Here is a 25,555-nt window from a genome sequence, read left to right as displayed (position 1 = left end):
GGGTGCAGGTATGGGATGGCCCAATGCTAGGCAGTCCGGGCCTCCCTGCCATCTGGGGTTTTCCCCAGCTTGGCCAGGGCATGATGGAATCCCTACCGGCGCTCTCAGCCCAGGCCCGCCGCCCGCATTCCGCACCGGATTGCAGCGCGGGCACAAGCCAGTGCGTCGCTATCGGGCACGAGCCGCGAGCGCCGGTCCAGGCCGCAGGCCAGGGCGAGTCCGGCCAGGGTGGCGTGGGCGGCGCGCAGGCTTTCGACTGCAGCCGGTTCCAGCAGCCCGGCGTCGCCGGCTGCCTGCAGCAGCGACGGGGTGGCGCGCGGCGCAAGCAGGTCCGGGTGCGCGTGCGCCTCCCGCAGCACCAGGTACTGCAGCAGGAACTCGAGGTCGGTCAGGCCGCCCTCGCCCTGCTTGAGGTCGAAGCGGTCGGACGTGCTCCGGTCCAGCTCAGCGCGCATCTTCGCGCGCATGTCGACGATCTCCCGGCGCAACGTGTCGGGATCACGCACGCGGGTCAGCGCACGTTCGCGCACCTGCTCGAAATCCGCGCACAGGCTGTCCTCGCCGGCCACGCAGCGACCGCGCACCAGCGCCTGGTGCTCCCACGTCCAGGCACGCTGGCGCTGGTAGTCGTCGTAACTGGTCAGCGAAGACACCAGCAGGCCACTCGCGCCGTCCGGGCGCAGGCGGATATCAACCTCGTACAGCCGGCCGGCGCCGGTGACCGTGCCCAGCAGCGCCACCACCTTCTGCGCCAGGCGCGCAAACCAGCGTGGGGCATCCAGCGGGCGCTGGCCGTCCGACTGCGCATCCGCCGGCGCGTCGTAAAGGAACACCAGGTCAAGGTCCGAACCCACGCCCAGTTCCTCGCCCCCCAGGCTGCCGTAACCAAGGACGGCAAACCGGGCATTTTCGATTCCGCCACGGGTCGCATACAGATCGCGCCGCGCCAGCTCCACCACTACGCCCACCACGGCATCGGCCAGCCAGGCCAGCTGGCGGGTGGCCTCCTGCGCCCGCTGACGGCCGTCCAGCACCGCCAGGGCGATACGGAAGCTGAGCGCATGGCGGGTCTCATTGAGCACAAACAGCGCCTGCTCCAGGTCGTCATGACGAAGCGCCGGGGCACAGGCACGTGCAAACAGGGCGCGCTCAGGCAGCGGCCCTTCGGCGCGGGCATCCAGCAATTCATCCAGCAGAAGCGGGTGCGCGGCCACGCGTTCGGCCAGAAAGGCGCTGCGGCTGACCAGGTCGATCAGGCGCTGGAGTGCGCTCGGCTGTTCGTCCAGCAGAGCCAGATAAGCGGAGCGGCGCAGGATGTTGTGCAGCAGCGCCAGCAGCCGGCGCACCGCCTGCAGCGGCCGGTCGGCCGGGGCGCTGGCCTGCAGCAGCACCGGCATCACCCGGTCCAGGCGCGCGCGGGTGGAATCGGACAGGTCGCGGACGCTGGGCGAGCGGGCGAAGTCGCGCAGCGCCGCATCGACGTTGCCGGCGTCATCGAATCCGGCCGCGGCAAGCGCATTTGCATCCCCGCCTTCCGGCAAGGCGCGCCAGTAGCCGGCGATATCGCTGTCCACCGCCGGCAGCTCGCTGCGCTGGGCCAGCAGGTCATCGAATTCACTGCCGACCCGGGCGCGGTGCGTTTGCAGCTCGGCGTCCAGCGCGGCCCAGTCCGCGTAGCCCAGTCCACGGGCGATACGCAGCCGGTCCAGCGGCGCGGCCGGAATCGCGTGCACCTGGGCATCGCGCAGCATCTGCAGGCGATTTTCCAGCCGGCGCAGGAAGCGGTAGGCCTGGCACAGGTCATCGGCGCTGTCTTCGGGAATATGCCGCGCTGCGACCAGCGCGCGCAGCGCCGGTTCCAGGCGCGGTTCGCGCAATGCCGGTTCGCGCCCGCCGCGGATCAGCTGCAGCACCTGGGCCAGGAACTCGACCTCGCGGATGCCACCAGGCCCACGCTTGATGTCATCAGCCAGCTCCTTGCGCACGACCTCGGCTGCGATCGAGGCCTTCATCGCGCGCAGGCCGTCCAGCGCGCCGTAATCGAGGTAACGGCGGTAGACGAATGGCCGCAGCTGATGGAGGAATTCCTGCCCGGCAGCCACATCCCCGGCCACCGGTCGCGCCTTCTGCCAGGCGTAGCGCTCCCAGTCGCGTCCTTCACTCTGGAAGTACTGCTCCATCGCCGCGAAGCTCAGCACCACCCGGCCAGCGCCACCAAAGGGACGCAGGCGCAGGTCCACCCGATGGCAGAAGCCATCGGCGGTGTTGTCATCCAGCAGCCGGCCCAGCGCCTGCCCGAGCTTGGCGAAGTACTGCTCCGCCGCCAGCGGACGTGCGCCATCGCTTTCGCCGCCCCGCGGGTAGGCATGGACCAGATCCACATCGGAGCTGAAATTCAACTCCTGCCCACCCAGCTTGCCCAGCGCGAACACCACCAGGCGCACGACTTCGCCATCGCTGTCACGGACCCGGCCATGACGGGCGGCGAACTGTTCCTCCAGCGCGTCATGGGCCAACTGCAGGCAGGTATCAGCCAGGCTGGTACTGCCAGCCAGCGTGGCATCCAGATCATCCAGCCCCAGCACATCGCGCCACACCAGCCGGGTGGACTCGGCTGCGCGAAAGCGGCGCAGCAGGCGCGGCCAGCTGTCGCTGTCGTCGGCCTCCAGCGTGGGCGCCGGAACCGGGTCGGGGCCGTCATCGGCCACCAGGGCAAGGATCAGCCCCGGCTGCCGCTCCAGGGTATCGATGGCGAAGTCACTGGCGATCGCCACCCGCCGCACGCGCTCCGCATTGGCTGCCACGTCCAGCGCCTCCGCATCGCTGCCAAGCGCCCGCCTCAGGCGCTCCAGCGCGCGATCAGCCAGTGGTTCGAGTTGCGCTTCAAGGTCGGCGTCATCCATGCCAGCAATTGTGGCACCGGATGAGCGCGGCGCAGATACAACGCCGGGCCCGCCGGGAAGAGCCACGCGCAGTCCTGCCCGCACCTGCATCCGCAAGCCCAGCCCCGTCGTGGCCCTTCAGCTCACGACGGAATGAATCGAAGAAGCCGTGGCCTGCCCCGGCAACCCCCGAGCGGGTGAAGAGCCGAATAAAAAAAGCCCGCTACCGGAAAACCGGTAGCGGGCTTTTGCTCCCTCCCCCACGTCGGGTGCAGGACGACTGTGAAGGAAAGGTTATGCAACTTGCACGCTGCACTGCAAAACGATACCTGCGAGTACAGTAAGAAATCACGCGATTTCGCGCGCATGGCGCGCGCCTACACAAGCATGCGCTCGACGGTGTCGGCGAGCAGGGAGGCGGCTTCGGGCTTGCCCAGCTTCGCGGCCGCGCGCGCGGCTTCGGGCAGGACGGTGGGCGAGGCGAACAGTTCGGCCAGCAGCGCGGCCAGTGATTCCGGGGTGAGTTCCGGCTCGGGCATGCACCAGCCCACGCCGGCGTTGGCCAAGGTCTCGGCATTGCGCCGCTGCTCCTCGCGCGAGCCCCCGTGCGGGATCGGCACGAAGATCGCCGGCCGGCCCATCACCAGCAGGTCGGCAGCGGTGGTGGCTCCCGCACGGGCGATGAGCAGATGCGCATCGCGCAGGCGCTCGCCCATGTCGTTGAAGAACGGTTGCACATCGGCCCGGATGCCGGCCTGCGCGAGCCGGCCCGCAATCGCAACCGCGTCCTCGCCCCGGTACTGCAGTGATACCCGCAGCCGATGGCGGATGCCTTCATCCAGCGCCAGCAGCGCTGGCGGCACCACCCGGCCGAACACCGCCGCGCTCTGGCTGCCGCCCACCACCAGGAGCCGCAGCTCCTGGTCGCTGCCGAACGGCGGATAGCCAGCGCGCGCCTCCAGGATCGAACGCCGCACCGGGTTGCCGGTCTCGAACACCTTGGCGGCATCGAAACCCTCCAGGCCGGCCACCTGCGGGAACGAAGTGGCCACGCCGTCGGCCAGGCGCAGCAGCTGCCGGTTGGCCATGCTCAGCCGCGTGGCCTGCTCGTGCAGCAGCAGCGGCAGGCCCAGCGACTTGGCCGCCAGCGCCGGGGCGAAACTGGGATAGCCGCCGAAGCCGATCATCAGCCGCGCCCGCCGCCGCGCCAGATCCCGCCGCGCACGCACGGCGGCCCGGCCGATGGTGATCGCCGCCTGCAGCTTGCCCGCAACCCCGCCCGCCAGGGATCGCGCCGGCAGCACCAGGTGCTCGATGCCGGCCAACGCTTCGGTGTAGGCGGCGCCGCGCTGCTCGGTGTGGATCACCACCTCATGGCCGCGTGCCATCAGCTCCCGGGCCAGGGCCTCGGCGGGAAACAGGTGCCCGCCGGTGCCGCCGGCAGCCAGGGCGATTGCGCCGCCCGTGGGACGTGTACTGGAACCGCTCATCACCGCTCGCATGTCAGGGGGACAGCGACTATAACGGCGCCCGCCGCAGGCGTCAGCGCAGCAGGTGGGGCCGCGACTGATACCACTCGCGTGCGTTGCGCAGGTGCAGGTTGCGCTCATCGCCATCCAGTTCGAGGCCCACACCCAGCCGTCCCCAGCGTGCGTAGAGGTCACCGCTGCGGCGAGCTCCACGCATCCGCAAGCGGGCATCTACATGGAAACGCTCGTTGTGGGCGTGGCCGCGATCAAGCACGAACGTGCCGTCCCGCCACTGCACCCGGCCAGTGGCCTCCGCGCGCCCCGAATCCACCAGCCGGCCAATCCAGCGCGGGTAGTCGGCGCGGGTGGCAAACAGCGCCAGCAGGAAGTCCACGTCCTTCAACTGCGCACGCACGTTGCCTTCAATCCGCGGCCGGTCATCGGCCTGGAACCCCATCCGCCCATCGGCCACCGCCACCTCCGCCCACCAGCCCGAGCGTGCCCGGCCGTCGCTGCCGGTGAAGGCGGCATTGCGAAGCCGCAGGGTGGAGCCACCGAGCGCGAACTCGCGGTCCTTCAGGTCGGCTCTCACCAGGCGCGCATCGATCGCCACGTCACCACGCACGTCCAGGCCGGCGAAGGCGATCCGCGCGCCGCGTCCATCCACCCGCAGCCGGCCATCGCCGGCATGGCCCTTGCTGTCGATCCGCAGCTCGCCCGAGGTGCGTCCCTGCCCGCCGAGGAAGCGCAGCTCTCCCGCCGGCAGGTAACGGTTGTAGGCGCGCAGGTCCGGCACCACCGCATCGTTGAAACGCAGGCTCGCCACCGCGCTGTCCTGCACCCGGGCCAGTTCGCCATCGGCCTCCACCTGCAGCCGCAGGTCGCTGCCGTTGACGTAGGCCACCGCGCCGTCCTCGTCCGGGGCAATGTCGAACCTGTCCATGACCAGCTCCAGGCGCGAACGCGGCCCTTCCGCGCCCGCCTCGATCAAACCCATGGCACGGGCCTGGCCGGAGAAGCGCTGCCCGGCCACCGCCACGCTGGCCGCCACCGTCGGCGCTTCCACCCGGCTGCCGGCCTGCAGCCGTCCAGCCTCGATCGCCAGATCGGCCTGGATCGCGCCGTGTCCTTCCAACTCCAGCAGCCCCTCGGGCGCGAACAGGCGAGCCAGCCAGGCCAGTGACGAAAAGTGCCAGTCGGTGCGCAGCCGGCCCGAAGTGCCAGCCACGCGCTCGCGCCAATCAGCCAGCGGCAGCCGATTGCCGACCATGCGAAGGTCGGCATCCAGCATCAGCGGTTCTGCGCCTTCGCCGCCGGTGTCGGGTACGTCCACGCGCAGATGGATGTCGCGGTTCACGTCCACACGCAGGTCCAGCGTGTTGCGGCGAGAAGTGCCCGTGGCATCCACTGCCACCAGCGGGGCCGCCAGGTGCAGCCGCCCGCCCGGCGCCAGCACGCCACGCTCCAGCGCAAACCCGGCCTGCAGGTGGCCGCTGCCCGGTTGCATGGCGAAACGGTAACTCCCGCCCTCATCCAGCGCCGCCTGCAGCAGCATCGCCGTCGCGTCCAGCTCCAACGTGGCGGTGATCACTTCCAGACGGGCCAGTCCCGGCAACGCGGCGCTGACGTGCTCGTCCATGGCGAAAGTGGCGCCGATACGGGCCTGTCGGGCAAACGGCTCGCCACGATGGATCAATGTCGCCGCCGGGAATCTTGCCGAAGAAGGAAACAGCTCCATCGGCCCGCCCCGCAGCTGCTTGCGAAAGCCCACCTCGGCGTGGCCGCGGCCCTCGATGGCCCAGTCCTCGAACAGCCTGCCACCGAGCACGCTGTCGCTGGCGATCCGATCGAAACGCAGCGTCCAGCCGCCCGGCCGCGGCTCCGGACGCGGCCGCTCGCTGCCAGACCGCCCTACGCTGCCGGACACCCCTTGCGCGTGCACATGGGGCACCCGCACCTCGCGCGCCAGCAGCGGCCACAGTGCAATGCGCCCGCGCGCGCGATCAGCGCGCACCGACCAGAGCGTATTGCCCACGTGGCCCTGCATGTCCACGCCCCATGCGGTGACCCGGCCCGGCCACAGGGTGATCCCACCGCGCCAGTCGATCCGGAATTTTTCCGGCTGGTGATTGGCGATCCGTGGTCCCAACGGCGTATTGAGAAACAGGTTGCCCAGCAGCAGCCAGGCCAGCCAGATCATGGCCAGGGCGGCCAGCAGGCGACCCACCCAGCGGGGCGTGCGGTGCAAACGGGAGCGGAGGGAGGACATCGGCGCAGCATGCCGCAAGCCGCGTGGCATCGTCACCGTGACGACCCCCGGGCATGACTTTCGGCTGCGCCATCTGTCAAGGGCCCGCTGTAAAATGCGCACGCCAGCACTCCGCGCAAGCCCACCCCCCTTTCCGAACGCCTGATCCGCGGCGCCGGCCGATTGCGGCCGCCGTGCCGCCACCCCGCACATCCCGGACCCCTCCATGAAGCAAGCCTCCCCCACCAAGACCCTCCTGATTGCCGTGGCCGTCATTGCCGCATTGCTGCTGCTGTGGCGCGGCTGCGCGGGTGGAGACGAAGCCGCGACGCCGCCGGGGCCTGGCCGGGGCGGCGGCTTCTTCGGACCCGGTGGCCCCGCCACCCCGGTGCGGGTGGCCGCAGCCGAGCGGGCACCGCTGCTGGTCCAGCTGCGGGCGCTGGGCACGGTGACCCCGCTGCACCAGGTGACCGTACGCTCGCGCGTGGACGGCGAGCTGCTGCGGGTGGAGTTCGAGGAAGGCCAGCGGGTGGAGGTCGGGCAGCTGCTGGCCAAGATCGACCCTGCCCAGTACCGCATCCGCCTGGCCGAAGCCGAGGGCCAGCAGCGCCAGAACCTGGCGGAACTTGAGAACACCCGGATCCAGCTGCGCCGCTTCCGCGACCTGGCCAAGAGCGACTACGTCGCCGCCCAGGACGTCTCCGACCTGGAAGCGCGGGTGCGCCAGCTGGAAGCGCGCCGCGAGATCGACCAGGCCGCCGTCGACGAAGCGCGCCTGCAGCTGGATTACACCCGCATCACCGCCCCGGTCGCCGGGCGCGTGGGCCTGCGTCAGGTGGACGCCGGCAACCTGGTGCGCAGCGGCGATGCCGAGGGCATCGTCACCATTACCCAGACCAGCCCGATCAGCGCCCTGTTTTCGATCCCCGAGACCGCGGTGCCGACGCTGATCGACGCCATGCGCCGCGCCGACGACCTGCCGGTCGAGGCCTGGGACCGCGAAGAGCGGCGCCTGCTGGCCACCGGCACCCTGTCCAGCGTCGACAACCGCATCGACACGCAGACCGGCACCCTGCGCCTGCGCGCCCTGTTCGAGGATGACCGCCTGTTCCCCAACCAATCGGTCAACATCCGCCTGCAGCTGGGCAACGAGGAAACCCTGTCCATTCCCGACGCAGCCGTGCAGTTCGGCAGCCAGGGCACCTATGTGTATGTGATCGACGCCGAAGACACCGCCAGCGTGCGCCCGGTGGTGCTGGGCGCCTCCAGTGACGGCCGGGTGGAAGTGGTCGAAGGCCTGGCCGACGGCGAACGGGTGGTGCTGGAGGGCATCGACCGGCTGCGCGATGGAGCCAAGGTGGAGGTGGTGCAGGTGGATGGCGAGCCCCCCACCGCCACGGACGACGACGCCGCCGACGCCGCTGAAGGCGACGCCGGCAACGGAGCCGGGCCGGCTGCATGAACCTCTCCCGTCCCTTCATCCTGCGCCCGGTAGCGACCACGCTGCTGATGCTGGCGCTGCTGCTGTCGGGCATCTTCGCCTACCGGCTGCTGCCGGTGGCGGCGCTGCCGCAGGTCGACTACCCCACCATCCAGGTGCTGACCTTCTACCCGGGCGCCAGCCCATCGGTCACCACCAGCGCGGTCACCGCGCCGCTTGAGCGCCACCTGGGCCAGATCCCGGGGCTCAACCAGATGTCGTCCACCAGCTCCGGGGGCGCCTCGGTCATCACCCTGCAGTTCTCGCTGGAGGTGGACCTGGGCGTGGCCGAGCAGGAGGTGCAGGCCGCACTCAACGGCGCCAGCAACCTGCTCCCCAACGACCTGCCGATGCCGCCGGTGTATCGCAAGGTCAACCCGGCCGACACCCCGATCCTGACCCTGGCGGTTACCTCAGCCACACTGCCGCTGCCCGAGGTCTACGACCTGGTGGATACGCGGATGGCCCAACGGCTGTCACAGCTGCCCGGCGTGGGCCTGGTGAGCCTGGCAGGCGGCCAGCGCCCGGCAGTGCGGGTGGAGGTGAACCCCAACGCACTGGCGGCGGCAAACCTCGGCATGGACGACATCCGCGCGGCGATTTCAGCCGCCAACGTCAACATGCCCAAAGGCAGCTTCGACGGCCCGAACCGGGCGATCATGCTCGATGCCAACGACCAGATGCGCTCGGCTCAGGAATACCGGGACCTGGTGATCACCTGGCGCGGCGGCGCGCCGCTGCGCCTGGGCGACCTGGCCGAGGTCGAGCAGGGGCCGGAGAACCGCCAGCTGGCCGCCTGGTCCGGCGAGACGCCGGCGATCCTGATCAATATCCAGCGCCAGTCCGGCGCCAACGTGATCGAAGTGGTCGACGCGGTGCACGAACTGCTGCCACGCCTGCGGGCAGCCATGCCCACCGCGGTGGACGTGACCGTGCTCAGCGATCGCACCGAATCGATCCGGGCCTCGATCAAGGGCGTGCAGACCGAGCTGCTGCTGGCGATCGGGCTGGTGGTGCTGGTCACCTTCGCGTTCCTGCGCACCATCCCGGCCACCATCATCCCCAGCCTGGCGGTGCCGCTGTCGCTGGTGGCCACCTTCGGCTTCATGCTGATGGCCGGCTACTCGCTCAACAACCTGACCCTGATGGCGCTGACCATCGCCACCGGCTTCGTGGTCGACGATGCGATCGTGATGCTGGAAAACGTGGCCCGGCATCTTGAGGAGGGCAAGCCGCGGCTGCAGGCCGCACTGGATGGCGCCAAGCAGATCGGCTTCACCCTGATCTCGCTGACCGTGTCGCTGATCGCGGTGCTGATCCCGCTGCTGTTCATGGGCGACGTGGTCGGCCGCCTGTTCCATGAGTTCGCCATGACCCTGGCGGTGGCGATCGCGGTGTCGCTGGTGGTCTCGCTCACGCTGACGCCCATGCTGTGCGCGCGATTCCTCAAGGCCGGGCGCGATCACGGCGTGGCCGAGCCCGGCACGGCTGCTGGTGACGACGAGGCCGGCGCGGAAGGCGACATGTTCGACCGGGTGATCGCGCTCTACGACCGTGCCCTGCACTGGACCCTGGCCCGCCAGCCGCTGATGCTCGGCATCACCGTGGGCACGCTGGCGCTGACCGCGCTGCTGTATGTGGCCGTGCCCAAGGGGTTCTTTCCATCGCAGGATTCGGGCCTGATCCAGGGCATCAGCGAAGCGCCCGCACAGGTCTCGTTCCAGGCCATGTCCGAACGCCAGCAGGCGTTGGCAACGGCGATCCTTGAAGATCCCGACGTGGCTTCACTGTCCTCGTTCATCGGCGTGGACGGCACCAATGCCACGCTCAACACCGGACGCCTGCTGATCGAGCTCAAGCCGCACGCCGATCGCGCCGAAGGCGCCCACGCGATCATCGCCCGTCTGCAGCAGCGCGCGGCCCAGGTGCCGGGAATCGCGCTGTACATGCAGCCGGTGCAGGAGCTGTCGATCGAGGACCGGGTCAGCCGCGGCCAGTACCAGTTCGCGCTCACCAGCCCCGACAGCGCCGAGCTCGCCCTGTGGGCCGACCGCCTGATCGAACGCCTGCAGGACGCCCCGGCAATGGCGGCCGTGGCCGGCGACCTGCAGGACGGCGGGCTGCAGGCCTGGGTGGACATCGACCGTGATGCCGCCGCGCGCCTGGGGATCCGCGTGTCCGACGTGGCCGATGCGCTCTACGACGCCTTCGGCCAGCGCCAGATCTCGACCATCTTCACCCACGCCAACCAGTACCGCGTGGTGCTTGAGGTCGACGGCCACTTCCAGCTGGGACCGGAGGCGATCGGACGCATCCACGTGGCCACCGGCGACGGCCAGCAGACCCCGCTGGCGGGGATTGCCCGGGTCGAGACCCGCGCCGCGCCGCTGATGGTCAGCCATATCGGCCAGTTTCCGGCGGCCACGGTGTCGTTCAACCTCGCCCCCGGCGCATCGCTGGGCGAGGCGGTGGACCAGATCGAGGCCGCCCGCGCCGAGCTCGGCCTCCCCGCAGCCGTGGAACTGCGCCTGCAGGGTGCGGCGCAGGCGTTCCGCAACTCGCTGTCCAGCACGCTGTGGCTGATCCTGGCCGCGGTGCTGGTGATGTACATCGTGCTGGGCGTGCTCTATGAGAGCTTCATCCACCCGATCACCATCCTCTCCACCCTGCCCTCGGCCACGGTGGGCGCACTGGCTGCACTGCTGGTGACCGGGCGCAGCCTGGACCTGATCGCGATCATCGGCATCATCCTGCTGATCGGGCTGGTGAAGAAGAACGGGATCATGATGGTCGACTTCGCCCTGGAGGCGGAGCGCGACCAGGGCATGGCACCGCAGCAGGCAATCCACCGCGCGGCGCTGCTGCGCTTCCGCCCGATCCTGATGACCACCCTGGCCGCACTGTTCGCCGCGATCCCGATGATGCTGGCCTCCGGCTCCGGCGCCGAACTGCGCCAGCCGCTGGGCCTGGTGATGGTCGGTGGGCTGATGGTCAGCCAGGTGCTGACCCTGTTCACCACGCCGGTGATCTACCTGTTCTTCGACCGCCTCACCAACCGCCGTCGCGCCGCGGCTCGCGAAACAGGACCGGCGCTCTGATGGAAGCCAAGCGCGCCAACCTGTCGCGCCCCTTCATCGAGCGCCCGGTGGCCACGATGCTGCTGGCCGTGGCGATCGTGCTGGCGGGCATGCTGGCCTACCGGATGCTGCCGGTGGCGCCGCTGCCGCAGGTCGACTACCCGGCCATCCAGGTGACCGCCAGCATGCCCGGCGCCAGTCCGGAATCGATGGCGGCCACGGTGGCCACGCCGCTGGAGCGGGCGCTGGGCACGATCCCGGGCATCACCCGCATCACCTCCTCCAACAGTCAGGGTTCGACCCGGATCAGCCTGCAGTTCTCGCTGGACCGCAACGTGGACGAGGCCGCGCGCGAGGTGCAGGCGGCGATCAACGCCGCGCGCTCGCAGCTGCCCTCGGGCATGCCGGGGATGCCGCAGTACCGCAAGATCAACCCTTCTCAGGCGCCGATCATGTCGCTGGCGCTGAGCTCGGAAACGCTCAGCCCGGGCGAGCTCTATGACGTGGGCTCCACCATCCTGGCGCAGAAGATCGCGCAGATCCCGGGCGTGGGCCAGGTGGAGGCCGGCGGCGCCTCGCTGCCAGCGGTGCGGGTGTCGCTGAACCCTTCGGCGCTGAACCAGTACGGCATTGCCCTGGACGAAGTCGCCGGCGCGATCCGCAACGCCAACGCCCTGCGCCCGCTCGGCCACGTGGCCACCGATGACCGCCAGTGGCAGGTGGAAGCCAACCTGCAGCTGCGCACCGCCGACGAGTACCGCGAGCTGATCGTGGCCTGGCGCAACGACCGTCCGGTGCACCTGCGTGACGTGGCCCAGGTGGCCGAAGGCACCGAGAACCGCTACGCCGCGGGCTTTCACAACAACCGCGATGCGGTGCTGCTGGTGATCAGCCGCCAGCCCAACGCCAACATCATCGAGACCGTGGACGCGATCCACGCGCAGATGGACCAGCTGCGCGCGCTGCTGCCTGCCGGCGTGGACATGGAAGTGGTGATGGACCGCTCGCCGGTGATCCGCGCCACCCTCAGCGAGGCCGAGCACACCCTGCTGCTGGCGGTGGGCCTGGTGGTGCTGGTGGTACTGGCGTTCCTGGGCAGCTGGCGCGCGGCGCTGGTACCCACGCTGGCAATCCCGGTATCGCTGTTCGGCGCGCTGGCGATCATCTGGATGCTCGGCTTTTCGCTCAACACCATGTCGCTGATGGCCCTGATCGTGGCCGCGGTGCTGGTGGTGGACGATGCCATCGTGGTGCTGGAGAACATCTCCCGCCACATTGAAGCCGGACTCTCGCCGTGGAAGGCGGCCATGCGCGGCGCCGGCGAAGTCGGCACCACCCTGCTGTCGATGAACCTGGCGCTGGCGGTGGTGTTCGTCTCGATCCTGTTCCTGGATGATTTCGTCGAACGTCTGTTCCGCGAGTTCTCGCTGACCCTGGTGGCGGCGATGGGCGTCTCGCTGCTGGTGTCGCTGAGCCTCACTCCCACGCTGGCGGCGCGGCTGCTCGGGCGCAAGGATCCGGACAGGGTGGTCACCCCTTGGCAGCGGCTGGGCGGCATGGCGTTCGAAGGGCTGCGCGGTGCGTACCTGCGCTCGCTCGGCGGCGTGGTGCGCAACGTGCCGGTGGTGCTGCTGGTGCTGGCTGGCGCGATCGGCCTGAGCGTATGGCTGTCGGGGCAGGTGCCGCGCGGCACCGTGCCGCAGCAGGACACCGGCCAGCTGCGCGGCTTCGCCCGCGGCGACGACGGCCTCTCCTTCCAGGTCATGCAGCCCAAGATCGACGCCTACCGGCAGCTGCTGATGTCCGACCCCGCGATCGAGCACATTTCCGGCTACATCGGCGGCACGAGCGGGGTCAACAACGCCTTCATCATGATCCAGATGAAGCCGCTGCAGGAGCGCGGAGTCTCCAGCCGCGAAGTGATCGACCGCCTGCGCATGCAGATGCCGTCCGTACCCGGCGGACGCATGGGCCTGTGGGTGGACCAGGACATCCGCATCGGCGGCGGCGGCGGTGGTGACGAGGAAACCTACCGGCTGGACCTGCTGTCAGGCGACATCGCCCCGCTGCGCGAATGGACACCGCGCATCCGTGACGCGCTCGAAGCCCTGCCCGAGCTGGTGGACGTGGACTCGCGCGGCGACGAGGGCAGCCGCCAGGTGGTGCTGGACATCGACCGCACCGCGGCCGCGCAGCTGGGCGTGGACATGCGCATGGTGGCGACCGTGCTCAACAACTCCTTCAGCCAGCGCCAGGTCGCCACGCTCTATGACACCCTCAACCAGTACCGGGTGGTGATGGAGCTGGACCCGCGCCACACGCAGACACCCGACACGCTGGATCAGGTGTACGCCATCGGCGAGGGCGGCAAGCGGGTGCCGCTGTCGGCCTTCGCCAGCTGGTCCTACGGCATGGCACCCGACCGCATCCAGCACCGCGAGCAGTTCATCGCCACCCGCATCAACTTCGCCCTCGCCCCGGGGGTGTCGCTGGGCGAGGGCGTGGAGGCAATCGATCGCGCGATGGCCGGGATCATGCTGCCCAGCGAGGTGCAGGCCCGGCTGAGCGAAGACGCCGGCAGCCTGCAGGACATGGGCCAGCGCCAGCTGTGGCTGATCCTGGGCGCGGTGCTGGCGGTGTACCTGGTGCTGGGCGTGCTGTACGAGAGCTTCCTGCTGCCGCTGGCGATCCTGTCGATCCTGCCGTCGGCCGGCGTCGGCGCGCTGCTGGCGCTGCTGCTGTTTGACACCGAACTCGACCTGATCTCCCTGCTCGGCCTGTTCCTGCTGGTGGGGGTGGTGATGAAGAACACCATCCTGATGATCGACTTCGCCCTGGCGGCGCAGCGCGATCACGGCATGACGCCGGAGGCGGCGATCGTGGAAGCCGCGCGCCTGCGCTTCCGCCCGATCCTGATGACCAGCCTGGCAGCCCTGCTTGGCATGCTGCCGCTGATGCTGGCCACCGGCGAGGGCTGGGAAATGCGCCGCCCGCTGGGCATCGCCGTGGTGGGCGGCCTGCTGGTGAGCCAGCTGCTGACCCTGTACACCACCCCGGCGATCTACCTGGCCCTGGCCCGCCTGCGCGCACGCTTCGTACGCCAGCCGGCGGCGGAACCGGCCACGCCCTGACCGTCGCCCGGGCCACGGCCCGGACCGTTCAGTTTCCAGGTGTTTGCCCCGATTGCGTGGCCCCCTGCCCCCTGCTAGCGTCAGCGCACAGGGAAGGGGATGGCCAAGGTGGTCGAGACCGATATCACACGCCTGCTCGCGCAGGCCCGCGAAAACGGGCCCGGGCACCTGTCGGCGGTGTTCGAGGCGCTGTACCCCGAACTGGTACGTCTGGCCAACTCCCGCCTGCGTGGCAGTGAGCACACCATCTCACCCACCGTACTGGTCCACGAGCTGTATCTGCGCATCACCCAGGGCAGTGCGCTCCCACTGAACGACCGCAACCACTTCTTCGCGGCGTCGGCCAAGGCAATGCGCTGGATCCTGGTGGAACACGCGCGCGCGCGCGGCGCGGCCAAGCGCGGCGGCGGGCAGCTGATGGTGGAACTGGACGACCGGATCCCCGGCGTCGATCCGGCCATGACCAGCGTGCTCGCCCTGGACAAGGCGCTTGAAGCGCTGGAAGCGATCAGTCCACAGCGCCGGCAGGTGGTAGAGCTGCGCTGGTTCGGCGGTCTGGAGTTTTCCGAGATCGCCTCGCTGCTGGATGTCTCCGAGCGCACGGTCTACCGCGACTGGGAGCGGGCCCGTGCTTTCATGCAGGCGATGCTGGAGGAAGACGGCAATGGATCCTGACCAGCTCGCGCAGTGGCAGGCTGCCGATGCGCTGTTCGACCACTGGCTGGATCTGCGCCCCGCTGAGCGGGACGCCTGGCTGGCTGGGCAGGATCCAGAACCGCCTGTCCGCCAGCGCCTGGAGCAGCTCATCGCTGCCCACCAGCGCCCGCGCGCCACCATGGATCCCACCGGCAGCAACCTGTCCGGCTGTCAGCTTGGCGACTGGACCCTGGAATCCGAGCTCGGCCGCGGCGGCATGGCGGTGGTCTACCGGGCCTGGCGCGAACAGGGCATGGCCCGGCAGCAGGCGGCGATCAAGATCCTCACCCTCGGCGCACTGGGCCTGACCGGCCGCGAACGCTTCCATCGCGAAGCCGCGATCCTCGCGCGGCTCAACCACCCCAACGTGACCGCCCTGGTCGACTCCGGGGTGGCCGACGACGGCACCTGCTGGCTGGCAATGCCGCTGGTGGATGGGGACCGCATCGACGCCTGGTGCGACGCGCAGTCGCTGGACGCACGGGCGATCGTGCGCCTGTACCTGCAGGTCTGCGACGCCGTTGCCTATGCCCACCGCAACCTGGTCATCCATCGCGACCTCAAGCCGTCCAACGTGCTGGTGGACCGCGACGGCCATGTGCGCCTGCTGGACTTCGGCATTGGCCAGTTCGCCGATGACGACGGCGAACGGACCCACACCATGTGGCGCGCCCTGACGCCCGGCTACGCCGCTCCGGAGCATCTGCGCGGCGCACCACCGACCACAGTGATGGACATCTACGGCTTGGGCGCGCTGCTGCATCGCCTGCTCACCGGCCGCACCCCCGGCGGCGGCGAAGCGGGTACCCACAGCACCCGGCCTTCGCTGCTGGTGCGCGATGCCGGCGACGCCTACCACCGCCACTACGTGCCGCTGAAAAGCGACCTGGACCGGGTGCTGCTGAAGGCGCTGGCCGAAGAACCCGGGCAACGCTACGCCACCGCCGAAGCGCTGGCCGACGACCTGCGCCGCTGGCTCGACGGTCGCCCGGTGCTCGCGCAGAAGCCGAAGATCGGCTACCGGGCACGCAAGTTCATCACCCGCAACAAGGTGGGCGTGGCGGCGGGCATGCTGCTGGCAATCACCATGGCCGGCGGCATCGCGACAACGCTGTGGCAGGCCGGGAAGGCCCGCGAGCAAGCCGAGCTGGCCGAGCATCAGGCTGAACTGGCACAGCGCGAGGCCGGTAAAGCGAACGCGCGCGCGGGCCGGGCGGAGGACGTGCGCGACATGATCGGCTACGCGTTTCTCAATGCGCGCGGCAGCGACGGGGGACCGCCTTCCGCCGCCGACCTGCTGCAGACAGCCTCGGACCGGGCCAGGAGCGAAGACTTCGCCGATACGCCGCTTACCGCTGCCGACGTGTTGTTGCTGACCGGCACCGTACGCTTCAATCTCGAGGACCACGAGCACTCGCTCGAAGACCTGGAACAGGCACTCGAACTGCTCGCGCCGCATCGCGATATCGCCGCCGGCGAGCTCGCGCGTGCACACTGGGAGCTGGGACGCCACGCCAGGCGCAACGGTGATTACCGGGCGGTAGCCGCTCACGCACGGGAAGCCATGGAGCTGAACGCGCTTTGGGACGCTCCACCGCTGGAGCGCTTCCGCACCCGGGTCATGCTCGGGGACGCCCTGCTGCAGATCGAGCCCGACGCCGCCGGAGACCACTTCCGCACCCTGCTGGCCGATGTAGAGGGCAGCGAGGTTCGCGAGTCATACATGCACCTGCATGTGATCAATGGCCTGCTGGCGGCTATGTGGGAGGCATCCGCGGAGGAGAAGCTGCCGATCCAGGAAGAGCGGCTACGGATCGCCCGGGCGTTCTATGGGCCCGGGACCGCGGGACTTTCGTTCAATCTGGGCGAGGCGACCCATACGCTTCGTGCGCTGGGCATGCTTGACCGCGCCGAAGCGCTGGCCAGGGAATCGATTGAAACCGCGGACATTTCCGAACAGAGGCCGATGCTGATGCGCGGGATGGCGCGGTGCTATCTGGGGTTCGTACTGCAACAGCGGGGCGCGCATGCTGAATCGTTGGATGCGTTCCGGGAGGGCGACGGACTCATGAGTCAGCAGAGCGACAGCAAGGGTGCATTCGGTCGCTGCCTTTCCGCCCAGGCATACGCGGAGGTGGCCAGCGGCAACCCGGCGGAGGCAATCGAAGTCCTTGCCCGCAGCGATGAACTGCTGCGCGCTTCGGTCGGTCCGGCGCACTTCGGGATCTTCACCAACTGCGGCTTCCGGGCGAGCGCCGAACTGCGACGCGACAGGCTGGTCGAGGCCAGCCGCGTGCTTGACGCGTGTATCCCGGAAGACGAGGACGCCATGCAGCTGGGCTGGCACCAGGCGCGTGCCGAATGGCTGTTGGTGACGGGAGAAGTGAATGCGGCCAGCGAAGCGCTTGCGGATCTGCGGGAGAAGTATCCGCCGCAGGAAAACCACCGCGAATGGATGCGGCCGTGGATGGCCTCGCTTCTGTTGGCGCACCAGACGGACGATGCCACCGCCATGGCCGCACTTGCCGGTCAGCTGACTGCTCACGCAGGAGTGGCCCCGCTGTCGCAATGCCTGGCCGCCCCAGGCGAACACACCTGCCTGGCCCTGCCCTAGGGTCAGCGCCCGCCGGTCCGGCGGCAGGAACATCGTTGCACCCCGCTGTCAGTTTCTGCCACCCGATCTCGTGGATGAGATGCCCGGACGAACCGGGCGCGGCCGGGCCGCCGTTCGGCCCGCAGCTCACCGGGTGGTTTCCAACATGCATCGCTCCCACTCCCTCGTTCCCGCAGCGCTGGCCCTGGCGCTGGCCGCCGCATCCACGCCAGCAGGCGCGCAGGACACGCAGGCCGATCTCTACATCGACGTCGCCACCCACACCATGCCCGGCATGGGCGCCATGGGTGCGCTCGGCCGCTTCGCCGGAGCAGTGTCCGGCGGCAATGCCCATTACGGAATGGCGCGGCATCCGGCAATGCCCGGCCGATACATGGACGTGGCCCTGTACAACCGCAGCCAGCCCGGAACGCCGGCCATGCAGGCCGTGCCCCGCGGCCTGCGCGTTGGCGGCGAGATCGCACTGCTGCCGCCAGCTTCCCGACAGGCGTCCAACGACGGCGGTGCCGGCGGCCCGGCCAGCCACCAGGCCCTCGCCGACGGCGGCCCCTACACCATCCGCTATTACTGGGGCTGCGGCGACCAGGTGTCTGCAGGCCAGCCGGCCACGTTCACCATGAGCGTCCGCGACGGCCAGCCGGTCAACAGTGGCCGCGCCATGACCCCGCGCAGCGTGCCGCAGGCGGGCATCAATCCGGGCCCGCACTACGCGCTGTGGCCCAACCCTTCCACCCGCAGGCCGGTGTCCGCGAAGGCGTCGCTGGTGGGCGCGCACCAGGTCACCGGCGATGGCCTGCCGGCTTCGATCGGGTTCGACCTCGGCTCCGAGCACGACTTCCTGCCTGCCCTCGAGCTTGAGCGCGAAACCAATGACCACGGCACTCTGCTGAGCTGGAACAGCGTCGACGGCGCCCGCGCCTACTTCATCCACGCAACCGCGATGGACGGGGACACGGTCGTGATGTGGAGCAGCGCCGCGGACGCCTACGCTGGCCCTGAGCTGGTCGACTTCCTGCCCGAACCCCTGGTTACCCAGTGGACGCAGCAGGGCACGCTGCTGGGTGCAGACGCGCGCAGCTGCCGGATCCCGAAGGAAGTGTTCGCAGATGCCCCGATGGTGCAGATGATCGCCTACGGCAACGAGCGCACGATCGACGAACCCGTCGCCAACCCAGGCTGGAGCGTACGCGTGCGCAGCAAGTCCACAGCGATGCTGATGCCATCCGGCATCGCCGCGCCGACGGCACGTGAGGCCGGCAGCGAGGCAGCCCGGGAAAGCGGCAAGGGCCTGCTGCGCGGACTGCTCCGCCGCTGAGCGGGCACCCGGCACCATCCGCTGTCAGTTACCGCCAGCCGTTGTCGTGGCTGGAGGGTCCGGCGCCTTGTCCTGCCGCCGGCAGGACCAAGGCGTAGCTGGATCACATCCAACCATGACGGAGAACACCATGCAGCACCCTGCGATCCCCCACACCCTCAAGCTCTTCCCGCTCGCACTTGCGCTCGGGCTGGCCATCACGTGGCCTGCCAAGGCCGATCCCGCCGGACCCACCTGCTGGGTGTTCAACACCACCACCCAGGCGTGGGAGCAGGCGGCCACCGCCGACCGTACCCTGGGCAGCGAACACGGCAACGCCAACAGCACCTGCCACGCCAACGCCAGCGCCTACGGGCGCGACAACAACGCCAGCAGCTTCAACTCCAGCGCGATCGGAAGCGAAAACATCGCACGCGGCGACTACAGCTCGGCCATGGGCCACGGCAATACCGCAAGCTCGGTACGCACCAGCGCGTTCGGCTATGCAAACAGCGCCACCGGGACCGACGCCAGCGCAGTCGGACGGGGGAATACCGCCAGCGACGTGCGAGCCAGTGCGTACGGCTACGACAACACCGCAAGTGGTGCCGACGCCACGGCCGTGGGCCGAAGCAACCTGGCCGCCGGAACCGCGAGCGTCGCGGCAGGTGAGCGCAACACCGCGGGTGGCGACAGTTCCCTCGCAATTGGCAGGACCAACGCTGCCTCGGCAAGCGGTGCGAACGCGTTCGGAAGCGGCAACCGCAGCGAGGCAACCTCCTCCAGTGCGTTTGGTGGCGGCAATGTGGCCAGCGGGTCATCCAGCAGCGCGTTCGGCGCCTCCAACACCGCCGCCGGCGAGCACGCCAACAGCTTCGGCTTCAGCAACACCGCAGACGGGGCGCACGCCAACGCGTTCGGGCGCCTGAACAGCGCCCAGGGAACGTCCAGCACCGCTTTCGGTTACAGGAACGAGGCCGAAGGAGCGAGCGGCAACGCGTTCGGTGAAGGAAACACAGCGTCGGGTGACTATGCGAATGCGTTTGGCTCTTCGAACACCGCCACCGCGCGCAACAGCATCGCTTTTGGCACGGGGAACACTTCGAGCGCGGTGTACGGCGTCGCCGTCGGCTACTCGAACGTCGCCAGCGGGCAGCAGTCCAGCGCAGTGGGGAACGGGAACACGGCCGAGGGAGAGTATGCCTCGGCTTTCGGGCGCGGAAACTCCGTCACCGGCGACCGGGCCAATGCGTTTGGCTACGGCAACACTGCGGCGGGCGCACGCAGCACCGCGCTGGGGTACGCGTCTGCCGCGACCGGAGACAACAGCATTGCCCTGGGCATGGAAGCCAATGCCGAGGCCACCAACGCGGTGGCACTGGGTGCCGGTTCGGTCGCGGACACCGCCAATACGGTGTCGGTGGGCAGCGCCGACAACCTGCGCCGGATCACCAACGTGGGCGATGCAACCGGCGGCACGGACGCGGTCAACCTGCGCCAGCTGCAGGCCGCGCTGGACGGCGTTGTGGGCGGGGGTGGCGTGACCGAGGCGCGGGTGCGCGAGCTCGCCGACGCCGGCGATACCACCACCCTGACCGCGGCCAATGACTACACCGACGCGCAAATTGCCGATCTCGACCTGGTCAGCGAAACTCGGGTGCACGAAATCGCCGCCGCCGGCGACGCCACCACCCTCACCGCCGCCAACGGCTATACCGACACCCGCGAAACCGCCATCCGCGCGGACATGCAAGCGGGCGACGAGGCGACTTTGGCCGAAGCCAACCAGTACACCGATGCGCGCAGCTTGGCGACCCTGTCCTCGGCAAACACCTATACCGATCAGGCGATCCATGCGCTTGTGGGCTTTGACGCCGGTGGCATCAACGACCGGCTCAACGTGCTTGAGGACCGCTTCGACGACTTGGACCACCGTCTGCACCACCAGGACCGCCGCATCGACCGCATGGGCGCGATGAGCTCGGCGATGCTGAACATGGCGATCAACGCGGCGGGCACCCAGAGCCCGCGCGGCCGCGTCGCGGTCGGCGCCGGCTTCCAGGGCGGCGAGCAGGGGCTGTCGGTCGGCTACGGCAAGCGCATCGGTCGCACCGCCTCGTTCTCCATCGGTGGCGCCTTCAGCAGCGGTGAGAAGTCGGCTGGTATCGGCTTCGGCGTGGATCTGTAGTACCCGTCCTGCCACCGGGCCCGGCATCGCAGCGCCGGGCCCGGCGCGCGCGAACATGCGGTGGAAACACCTCGTCCCCGCCCCGGGACACCGCTCGGCGGCTCCCGGGGCGACAATAGGGGCCCCCCACTGCCCACCGCCATCCATGCCGACAGACCGCATCCAGAGTCCGCTCCTGCGCCAGCGCATCGTTGACGCAGCCACCGCCGCCAGCCACATCCAGCCGGGCAACACCGTTGCCATGAGCGGCTTCACCGGCTCCGGCTATCCCAAGGCAGTCCCGGGGGCGCTGGCCGAGCGCATCCGCCAGCACAATGGCGGCGGCAAGTTCCAGATCAACCTGCTCACCGGCGCTTCCACCGCGCCGGAACTGGACGGTGCACTGGCCGAGGTGGACGGCATCGCCCTGCGCCTTCCGTACCAGAGCGACCCGCAGACCCGGGATCGGATCAACGACGGCTCGCTGGCCTACATCGACGCCCACCTCAGCCACGTGGCCCCGCACGCCTGGTTCGGCTTCTACGGCGATATCGACGTGGCGGTGATCGAGGCCGTCGCGATCCGCGAGGACGGCGGCATCGTGCCCTCCACCTCGGTCGGCAACAGCAAGACCTGGCTGGACCTGGCCAAGAAGGTCATCGTGGAGGTCAACGAGTGGCAGCCCGCCGGGCTGGAGGGCATGCACGACATCTACTACGGCACCGCCCGGCCACCGCAGCGCAAGCCCATTCCACTTGAACACGTGGATGACCGCATCGGCGACACCGCGCTGCAGGTGGATCCGGAACGGATCGTGGCGGTGGTACGCACCAATGCGCCGGATCGCAACAGCCCGTTCAACCCTGTCGACGCCACCAGCGAACGCATCGCCGGGCACCTGATTGAATTCCTGCAGCACCAGATCGCCAACAAGCGCATGCCCGCCGACCTGCTGCCACTGCAGTCGGGCGTGGGCAATATCCCCAACGCAGTGCTGGCCGGCCTGGCCAGCAGCGGCTTCCGCGACCTGACCGCGTTCACCGAGGTCATCCAGGACGGCATGCTCGAGCTGCTGCGCAGCGGTGTGCTGCGGGTGGCCTCGTGCACCGGTTTCGCCCTGAGCCCGGACGCACATGCGGCCTTCAGCCGCGATATCGATTTCTTCCGCGAGCGCATCATCATGCGCCCGCAGGAGATCTCCAACCATCCGGAGCTGGTGCGCCGGCTGGGCTGCATCGGCATGAACGGCATGGTCGAGGTGGACCTGTACGGCAACGTCAATTCCACCCACATCATGGGCAGCCGGATCATGAACGGCATCGGCGGCTCGGGCGATTTCACCCGCAACGCATTCCTGTCGATCTTCCTGTCGCCCAGCACCGTCAAGGGCGGCACCATCTCTTCCATCGTGCCGATGGCCAGCCATGTCGATCACACCGAGCACGATGTGTCGATCATCGTCACCGAGCAGGGCGTGGCCGACCTGCGCGGGCTGTCGCCCAAGCAGCGCGCGCAGACCCTGATCGACAACTGCGCGCACCCGGACTTCCGCGATGAGCTGCAGGACTATTTCGACCGCGCCTGCCGGGAGAGCTATGGCAAGCACACCCCGCACCTGCTTGGCGAGGCCCTGAGCTGGCACCAGCGCTGGCTGGACACCGGCTCGATGCTGCCGGACTGATCCGCCGGGTCCTGCCGGCGCGAGTCCGCGTCCGGCAGGTGTCCCGCGGGATTCAGGGGCAGAGTCCGCCGGGCGGTGCGAAGCCGCCGCCACGGCCACACTCGGATGCACTGGCGCGAAATATCGCTGGCTCCAGGCCCGCGCGGAAAGCCGCCAACCGCTGCCAGATCGCCGTCACGGAGTCGTCCATCAGCCCGCCCCAGCGATAGGCGGCGTCCAAGCCCTCATCCTGCCCAAGGTTCACTTCGACCACTGCCTCGATGGCCCACGTCGGGATGGCCGGCATGCCCGCCTCCGCGTCCGCCTCAATGCTGTCCACTTCACCCAGCAGCAGGTCAACCGCCCCCGCCGCCGTCATTGCATCACCTGCGATACCGGCCGGCCCGACACTGCCTGGTTCCATGTCACCCCAGGCCGCGGCGCCTTCAATCAGCGGCGCGGCATCCAGACAGGGCGCACCCAGGCAGGCTTCTTTGCGAGCCTCGGGCTCATCGACCTGCATGCGCCCCGCCGCCACCACGATTGCCCGGTTGCCCATCACCGGCTGGGTCACGATCCGCCAGCCAACGTGGGGGCCGATGCCGAACTCTTCCGCATCGGCCACTGCGTCGTTGCCGAGGGAGTCGATCAGGTCCCGGCGGATGGCCGGCCCCAGGTTGAACCGGACCACTTCCACATAGCTCAGCGGCTGCGGCGCACCGCCCGGCGATCCGTGTATCCAATCGGTGCCATAGCGCAGCCGATAGCGCACCCGCTCCAACGCCGGTTCGGACGCCTCCAGCGCCAGCAGCGCGACCGGGATCGGTCCAAGTCCGGCTGCCGGCAGGAACATCGCCCCCGGATCACCGGGCAGGGCGCCGTTGATCCTTTCCCACACCTCGTCGGCATCAAGCGGCGCGTAGCCGCCTTCGCTGACAAAGCGCGTGGTGGGCTCGGCTTGCGCGATCGCCGGAACGGCGACGGCAGCGGTGGCAACGAAAGCGGCGATGAACATCGCGATGGTCAGTTTTCTCATGGATGGCAACGCTGATGGGGTGAACCCTGACCTACGGCACCTGCCGCCCGATGCGGACAAAAAAGGGCCCCGCATCGCTGCGGGGCCCCTTAGTTTTGCAATGGAACGCTGGATGGACGGGATCAGAAACCCATGCCGCCCATGCCACCCATTCCGCCCATGTCACCACCGCCCGGCATCGCCGGCTCGTCCTTCTGCGGCAGGTCAGCCACCATCGCTTCGGTCGTGATCATCAGACCGGCAATGGAAGCGGCGTTCTGCAGCGCCGAACGGGTCACCTTGGTCGGGTCCAGGATGCCGAACTCGATCATGTCGCCGAATTCGCCATTGGCGGCGTTGTAGCCGTAGTTGCCCTTGCCTTCCTTGACCTGGTTGACGATGACCGACGGCTCTTCGCCCGCGTTGGCGACGATCTCGCGCAGCGGGGCTTCCATCGCACGCAGGGCGATGACGATGCCGTGGTTCTGGTCTTCGTTGGCGCCCTTGAGTTCACCAATGGCCTGCAGCGCGCGGATCAGCGCAACGCCGCCGCCCGGGACCACGCCTTCTTCCACCGCCGCACGCGTGGCGTGCAGGGCGTCTTCGACGCGGGCCTTCTTTTCCTTCATTTCGATCTCGGTCGAAGCACCGACCTTGATCACCGCCACGCCACCGGCCAGCTTGGCCACGCGCTCCTGCAGCTTCTCGCGGTCGTAGTCCGAGGAGGTGTCCTCGATCTGCGCCTTGATCTGCTTGATGCGCGACTCGATGGACGGGGAATCGCCCGCACCGTCGATGATGGTGGTGTTCTCCTTGGTCACCTGCACCTTCTTGGCGCGGCCCAGGTCCTGGATGGTGGCCTTTTCCAGCTGCAGGCCCACTTCCTCGGAGATCACGGTGCCGCCGGTCAGCACGGCCATGTCTTCCAGCATCGCCTTGCGACGGTCGCCGAAGCCCGGGGCCTTCACTGCCACGACCTTGACGATGCCGCGGATGGTGTTGACCACCAGGGTCGCCAGGGCTTCGCCCTCGACTTCCTCGGCCACGATCAGCAGCGGCTTGCCGGCCTTGGCCACGCCTTCCAGCACGGGCAGCAGGTCACGCACGTTGGAGATCTTCTTGTCGTGCAGCAGGATGAACGGATCATCCAGGTCGGCCGACATCGACTGCTGGTTGTTGATGAAGTACGGCGACAGGTAGCCGCGGTCGAACTGCATGCCCTCGACCACGTCCAGCTCGTTGTCGAGCCCTGAGCCTTCTTCAACGGTGATCACGCCTTCCTTGCCGACCTTCTTCATCGCGTCGGCGATGATGGTGCCGATCGACTCGTCGGAGTTGGCGGAGATGGTGCCGACCTGGGCGATGGCCTTGTCGTCGGCGGTGGGCTTGCTGATGTTCTTCAGCTCTTCCACTGCGGCGCGGACGGCCTGGTCGATGCCGCGCTTGAGGTCCATCGGGTTCATGCCCGCGGCGACGGCCTTGGAGCCCTCGCGGATGAAGGCCTGGGCCAGCACGGTGGCGGTGGTGGTGCCGTCACCGGCATTGTCGGAGGTCTTGGAAGCAACTTCCTTGACCATCTGCGCGCCCATGTTCTCGAACTTGTCCTGCAGCTCGATTTCCTTCGCTACGGACACGCCATCCTTGGTGATGGTCGGGGCGCCGAAGCTCTTGTCGAGCACGACGTTGCGGCCCTTCGGGCCGAGGGTTGCCTTGACGGCATTGGCGAGAGTGTTGACGCCGCGCACCATCTTCGAGCGCGCGTCTTCACCGAAACGGATTTCCTTGGCAGCCATTTGCTAACTCCGGAATAAATTCTGTGATT

Annotated in this window: 13 protein-coding genes; 8 read left to right on the top strand and 5 right to left on the bottom strand. The window is 69.0% G+C overall.

The features are described from left to right. Positions 1 to 104: 104 nt before the first annotated feature. The 3 genes from glnE to ACW7G2_RS04185 all read right to left on the bottom strand — a co-directional run bounded on the left by glnE (position 105) and on the right by ACW7G2_RS04185 (position 6,620). The gene (gene glnE, locus ACW7G2_RS04195; RefSeq protein ID WP_456973049.1) at positions 105 to 2,903 is read right to left on the bottom strand and encodes a bifunctional [glutamate--ammonia ligase]-adenylyl-L-tyrosine phosphorylase/[glutamate--ammonia-ligase] adenylyltransferase; all 2,799 of its coding nucleotides are present in this window, start codon (positions 2,901 to 2,903) and stop codon (positions 105 to 107) included. A gap of 356 nt (positions 2,904 to 3,259) precedes the next feature. Further along, positions 3,260 to 4,372: a glycosyltransferase gene (locus tag ACW7G2_RS04190; RefSeq protein ID WP_456973047.1), complete on the bottom strand. Its 1,113-nt coding sequence runs from the start codon at positions 4,370 to 4,372 to the stop codon at positions 3,260 to 3,262. Between the two features lie 52 nt (positions 4,373 to 4,424). Next, positions 4,425 to 6,620, bottom strand: a complete 2,196-nt coding sequence (locus ACW7G2_RS04185; protein ID WP_456973045.1) for a hypothetical protein — start codon at positions 6,618 to 6,620, stop codon at positions 4,425 to 4,427. 205 nt (positions 6,621 to 6,825) lie between these two features. Here ACW7G2_RS04185 and ACW7G2_RS04180 point away from each other — a divergent pair, with 205 nt between their 5' ends. From ACW7G2_RS04180 to ACW7G2_RS04145, 8 genes are all read left to right on the top strand, one after another. Continuing rightward, the gene (locus ACW7G2_RS04180; protein WP_456973043.1) at positions 6,826 to 8,061 is read left to right on the top strand and encodes an efflux RND transporter periplasmic adaptor subunit; all 1,236 of its coding nucleotides are present in this window, start codon (positions 6,826 to 6,828) and stop codon (positions 8,059 to 8,061) included. Continuing rightward, complete coding sequence (locus ACW7G2_RS04175) at positions 8,058 to 11,177, top strand: multidrug efflux RND transporter permease subunit (RefSeq protein ID WP_456973041.1); 3,120 nt, start codon at positions 8,058 to 8,060, stop codon at positions 11,175 to 11,177. The genes ACW7G2_RS04180 and ACW7G2_RS04175 overlap by 4 nt, the downstream gene beginning before the upstream one ends. Next, positions 11,177 to 14,287 (top strand): efflux RND transporter permease subunit, encoded by a 3,111-nt coding sequence (locus ACW7G2_RS04170; RefSeq protein WP_456973039.1) that lies wholly within the window; start codon positions 11,177 to 11,179, stop codon positions 14,285 to 14,287. The genes ACW7G2_RS04175 and ACW7G2_RS04170 overlap by 1 nt, the downstream gene beginning before the upstream one ends. A gap of 99 nt (positions 14,288 to 14,386) precedes the next feature. Then, a complete protein-coding gene (locus ACW7G2_RS04165) occupies positions 14,387 to 14,962 on the top strand; it encodes an ECF-type sigma factor (protein WP_456973038.1) in 576 nt (191 codons plus the stop codon). Further along, positions 14,952 to 17,597 carry a protein kinase domain-containing protein gene (locus ACW7G2_RS04160; protein WP_456973036.1) on the top strand — a complete coding sequence of 882 codons (2,646 nt, stop codon included), beginning with the start codon at positions 14,952 to 14,954 and terminating at the stop codon, positions 17,595 to 17,597. The genes ACW7G2_RS04165 and ACW7G2_RS04160 overlap by 11 nt, the downstream gene beginning before the upstream one ends. 145 nt (positions 17,598 to 17,742) lie before the next feature. Beyond that, the gene (locus ACW7G2_RS04155) at positions 17,743 to 18,912 is read left to right on the top strand and encodes a hypothetical protein (RefSeq protein ID WP_456973034.1); all 1,170 of its coding nucleotides are present in this window, start codon (positions 17,743 to 17,745) and stop codon (positions 18,910 to 18,912) included. Positions 18,913 to 19,027: 115 nt separating this feature from the next. Beyond that, positions 19,028 to 21,079, top strand: coding sequence for a hypothetical protein (locus ACW7G2_RS04150; protein ID WP_456973033.1), 2,052 nt, complete (start codon positions 19,028 to 19,030; stop codon positions 21,077 to 21,079). Positions 21,080 to 21,224: 145 nt separating this feature from the next. After that, on the top strand, positions 21,225 to 22,739 hold the full coding sequence (locus tag ACW7G2_RS04145; protein WP_456973031.1) for an acetyl-CoA hydrolase/transferase family protein: 1,515 nt from the start codon (positions 21,225 to 21,227) through the stop codon (positions 22,737 to 22,739). A gap of 52 nt (positions 22,740 to 22,791) precedes the next feature. On the opposite strand, the gene ACW7G2_RS04140 is transcribed toward ACW7G2_RS04145, so the two are convergent. Beyond that, the gene (locus ACW7G2_RS04140) at positions 22,792 to 23,754 is read right to left on the bottom strand and encodes a hypothetical protein (protein WP_456973029.1); all 963 of its coding nucleotides are present in this window, start codon (positions 23,752 to 23,754) and stop codon (positions 22,792 to 22,794) included. Between the two features lie 122 nt (positions 23,755 to 23,876). Further along, positions 23,877 to 25,526, bottom strand: coding sequence for a chaperonin GroEL (groL, locus tag ACW7G2_RS04135; RefSeq protein ID WP_456973027.1), 1,650 nt, complete (start codon positions 25,524 to 25,526; stop codon positions 23,877 to 23,879). Positions 25,527 to 25,555 lie beyond the last annotated feature (29 nt).

This window comes from Luteimonas sp. A277, from assembly GCF_054052045.1.
Note: the sequence above shows the minus strand (reverse complement) of the source record. Positions and strands in the feature narration are given on the sequence as shown.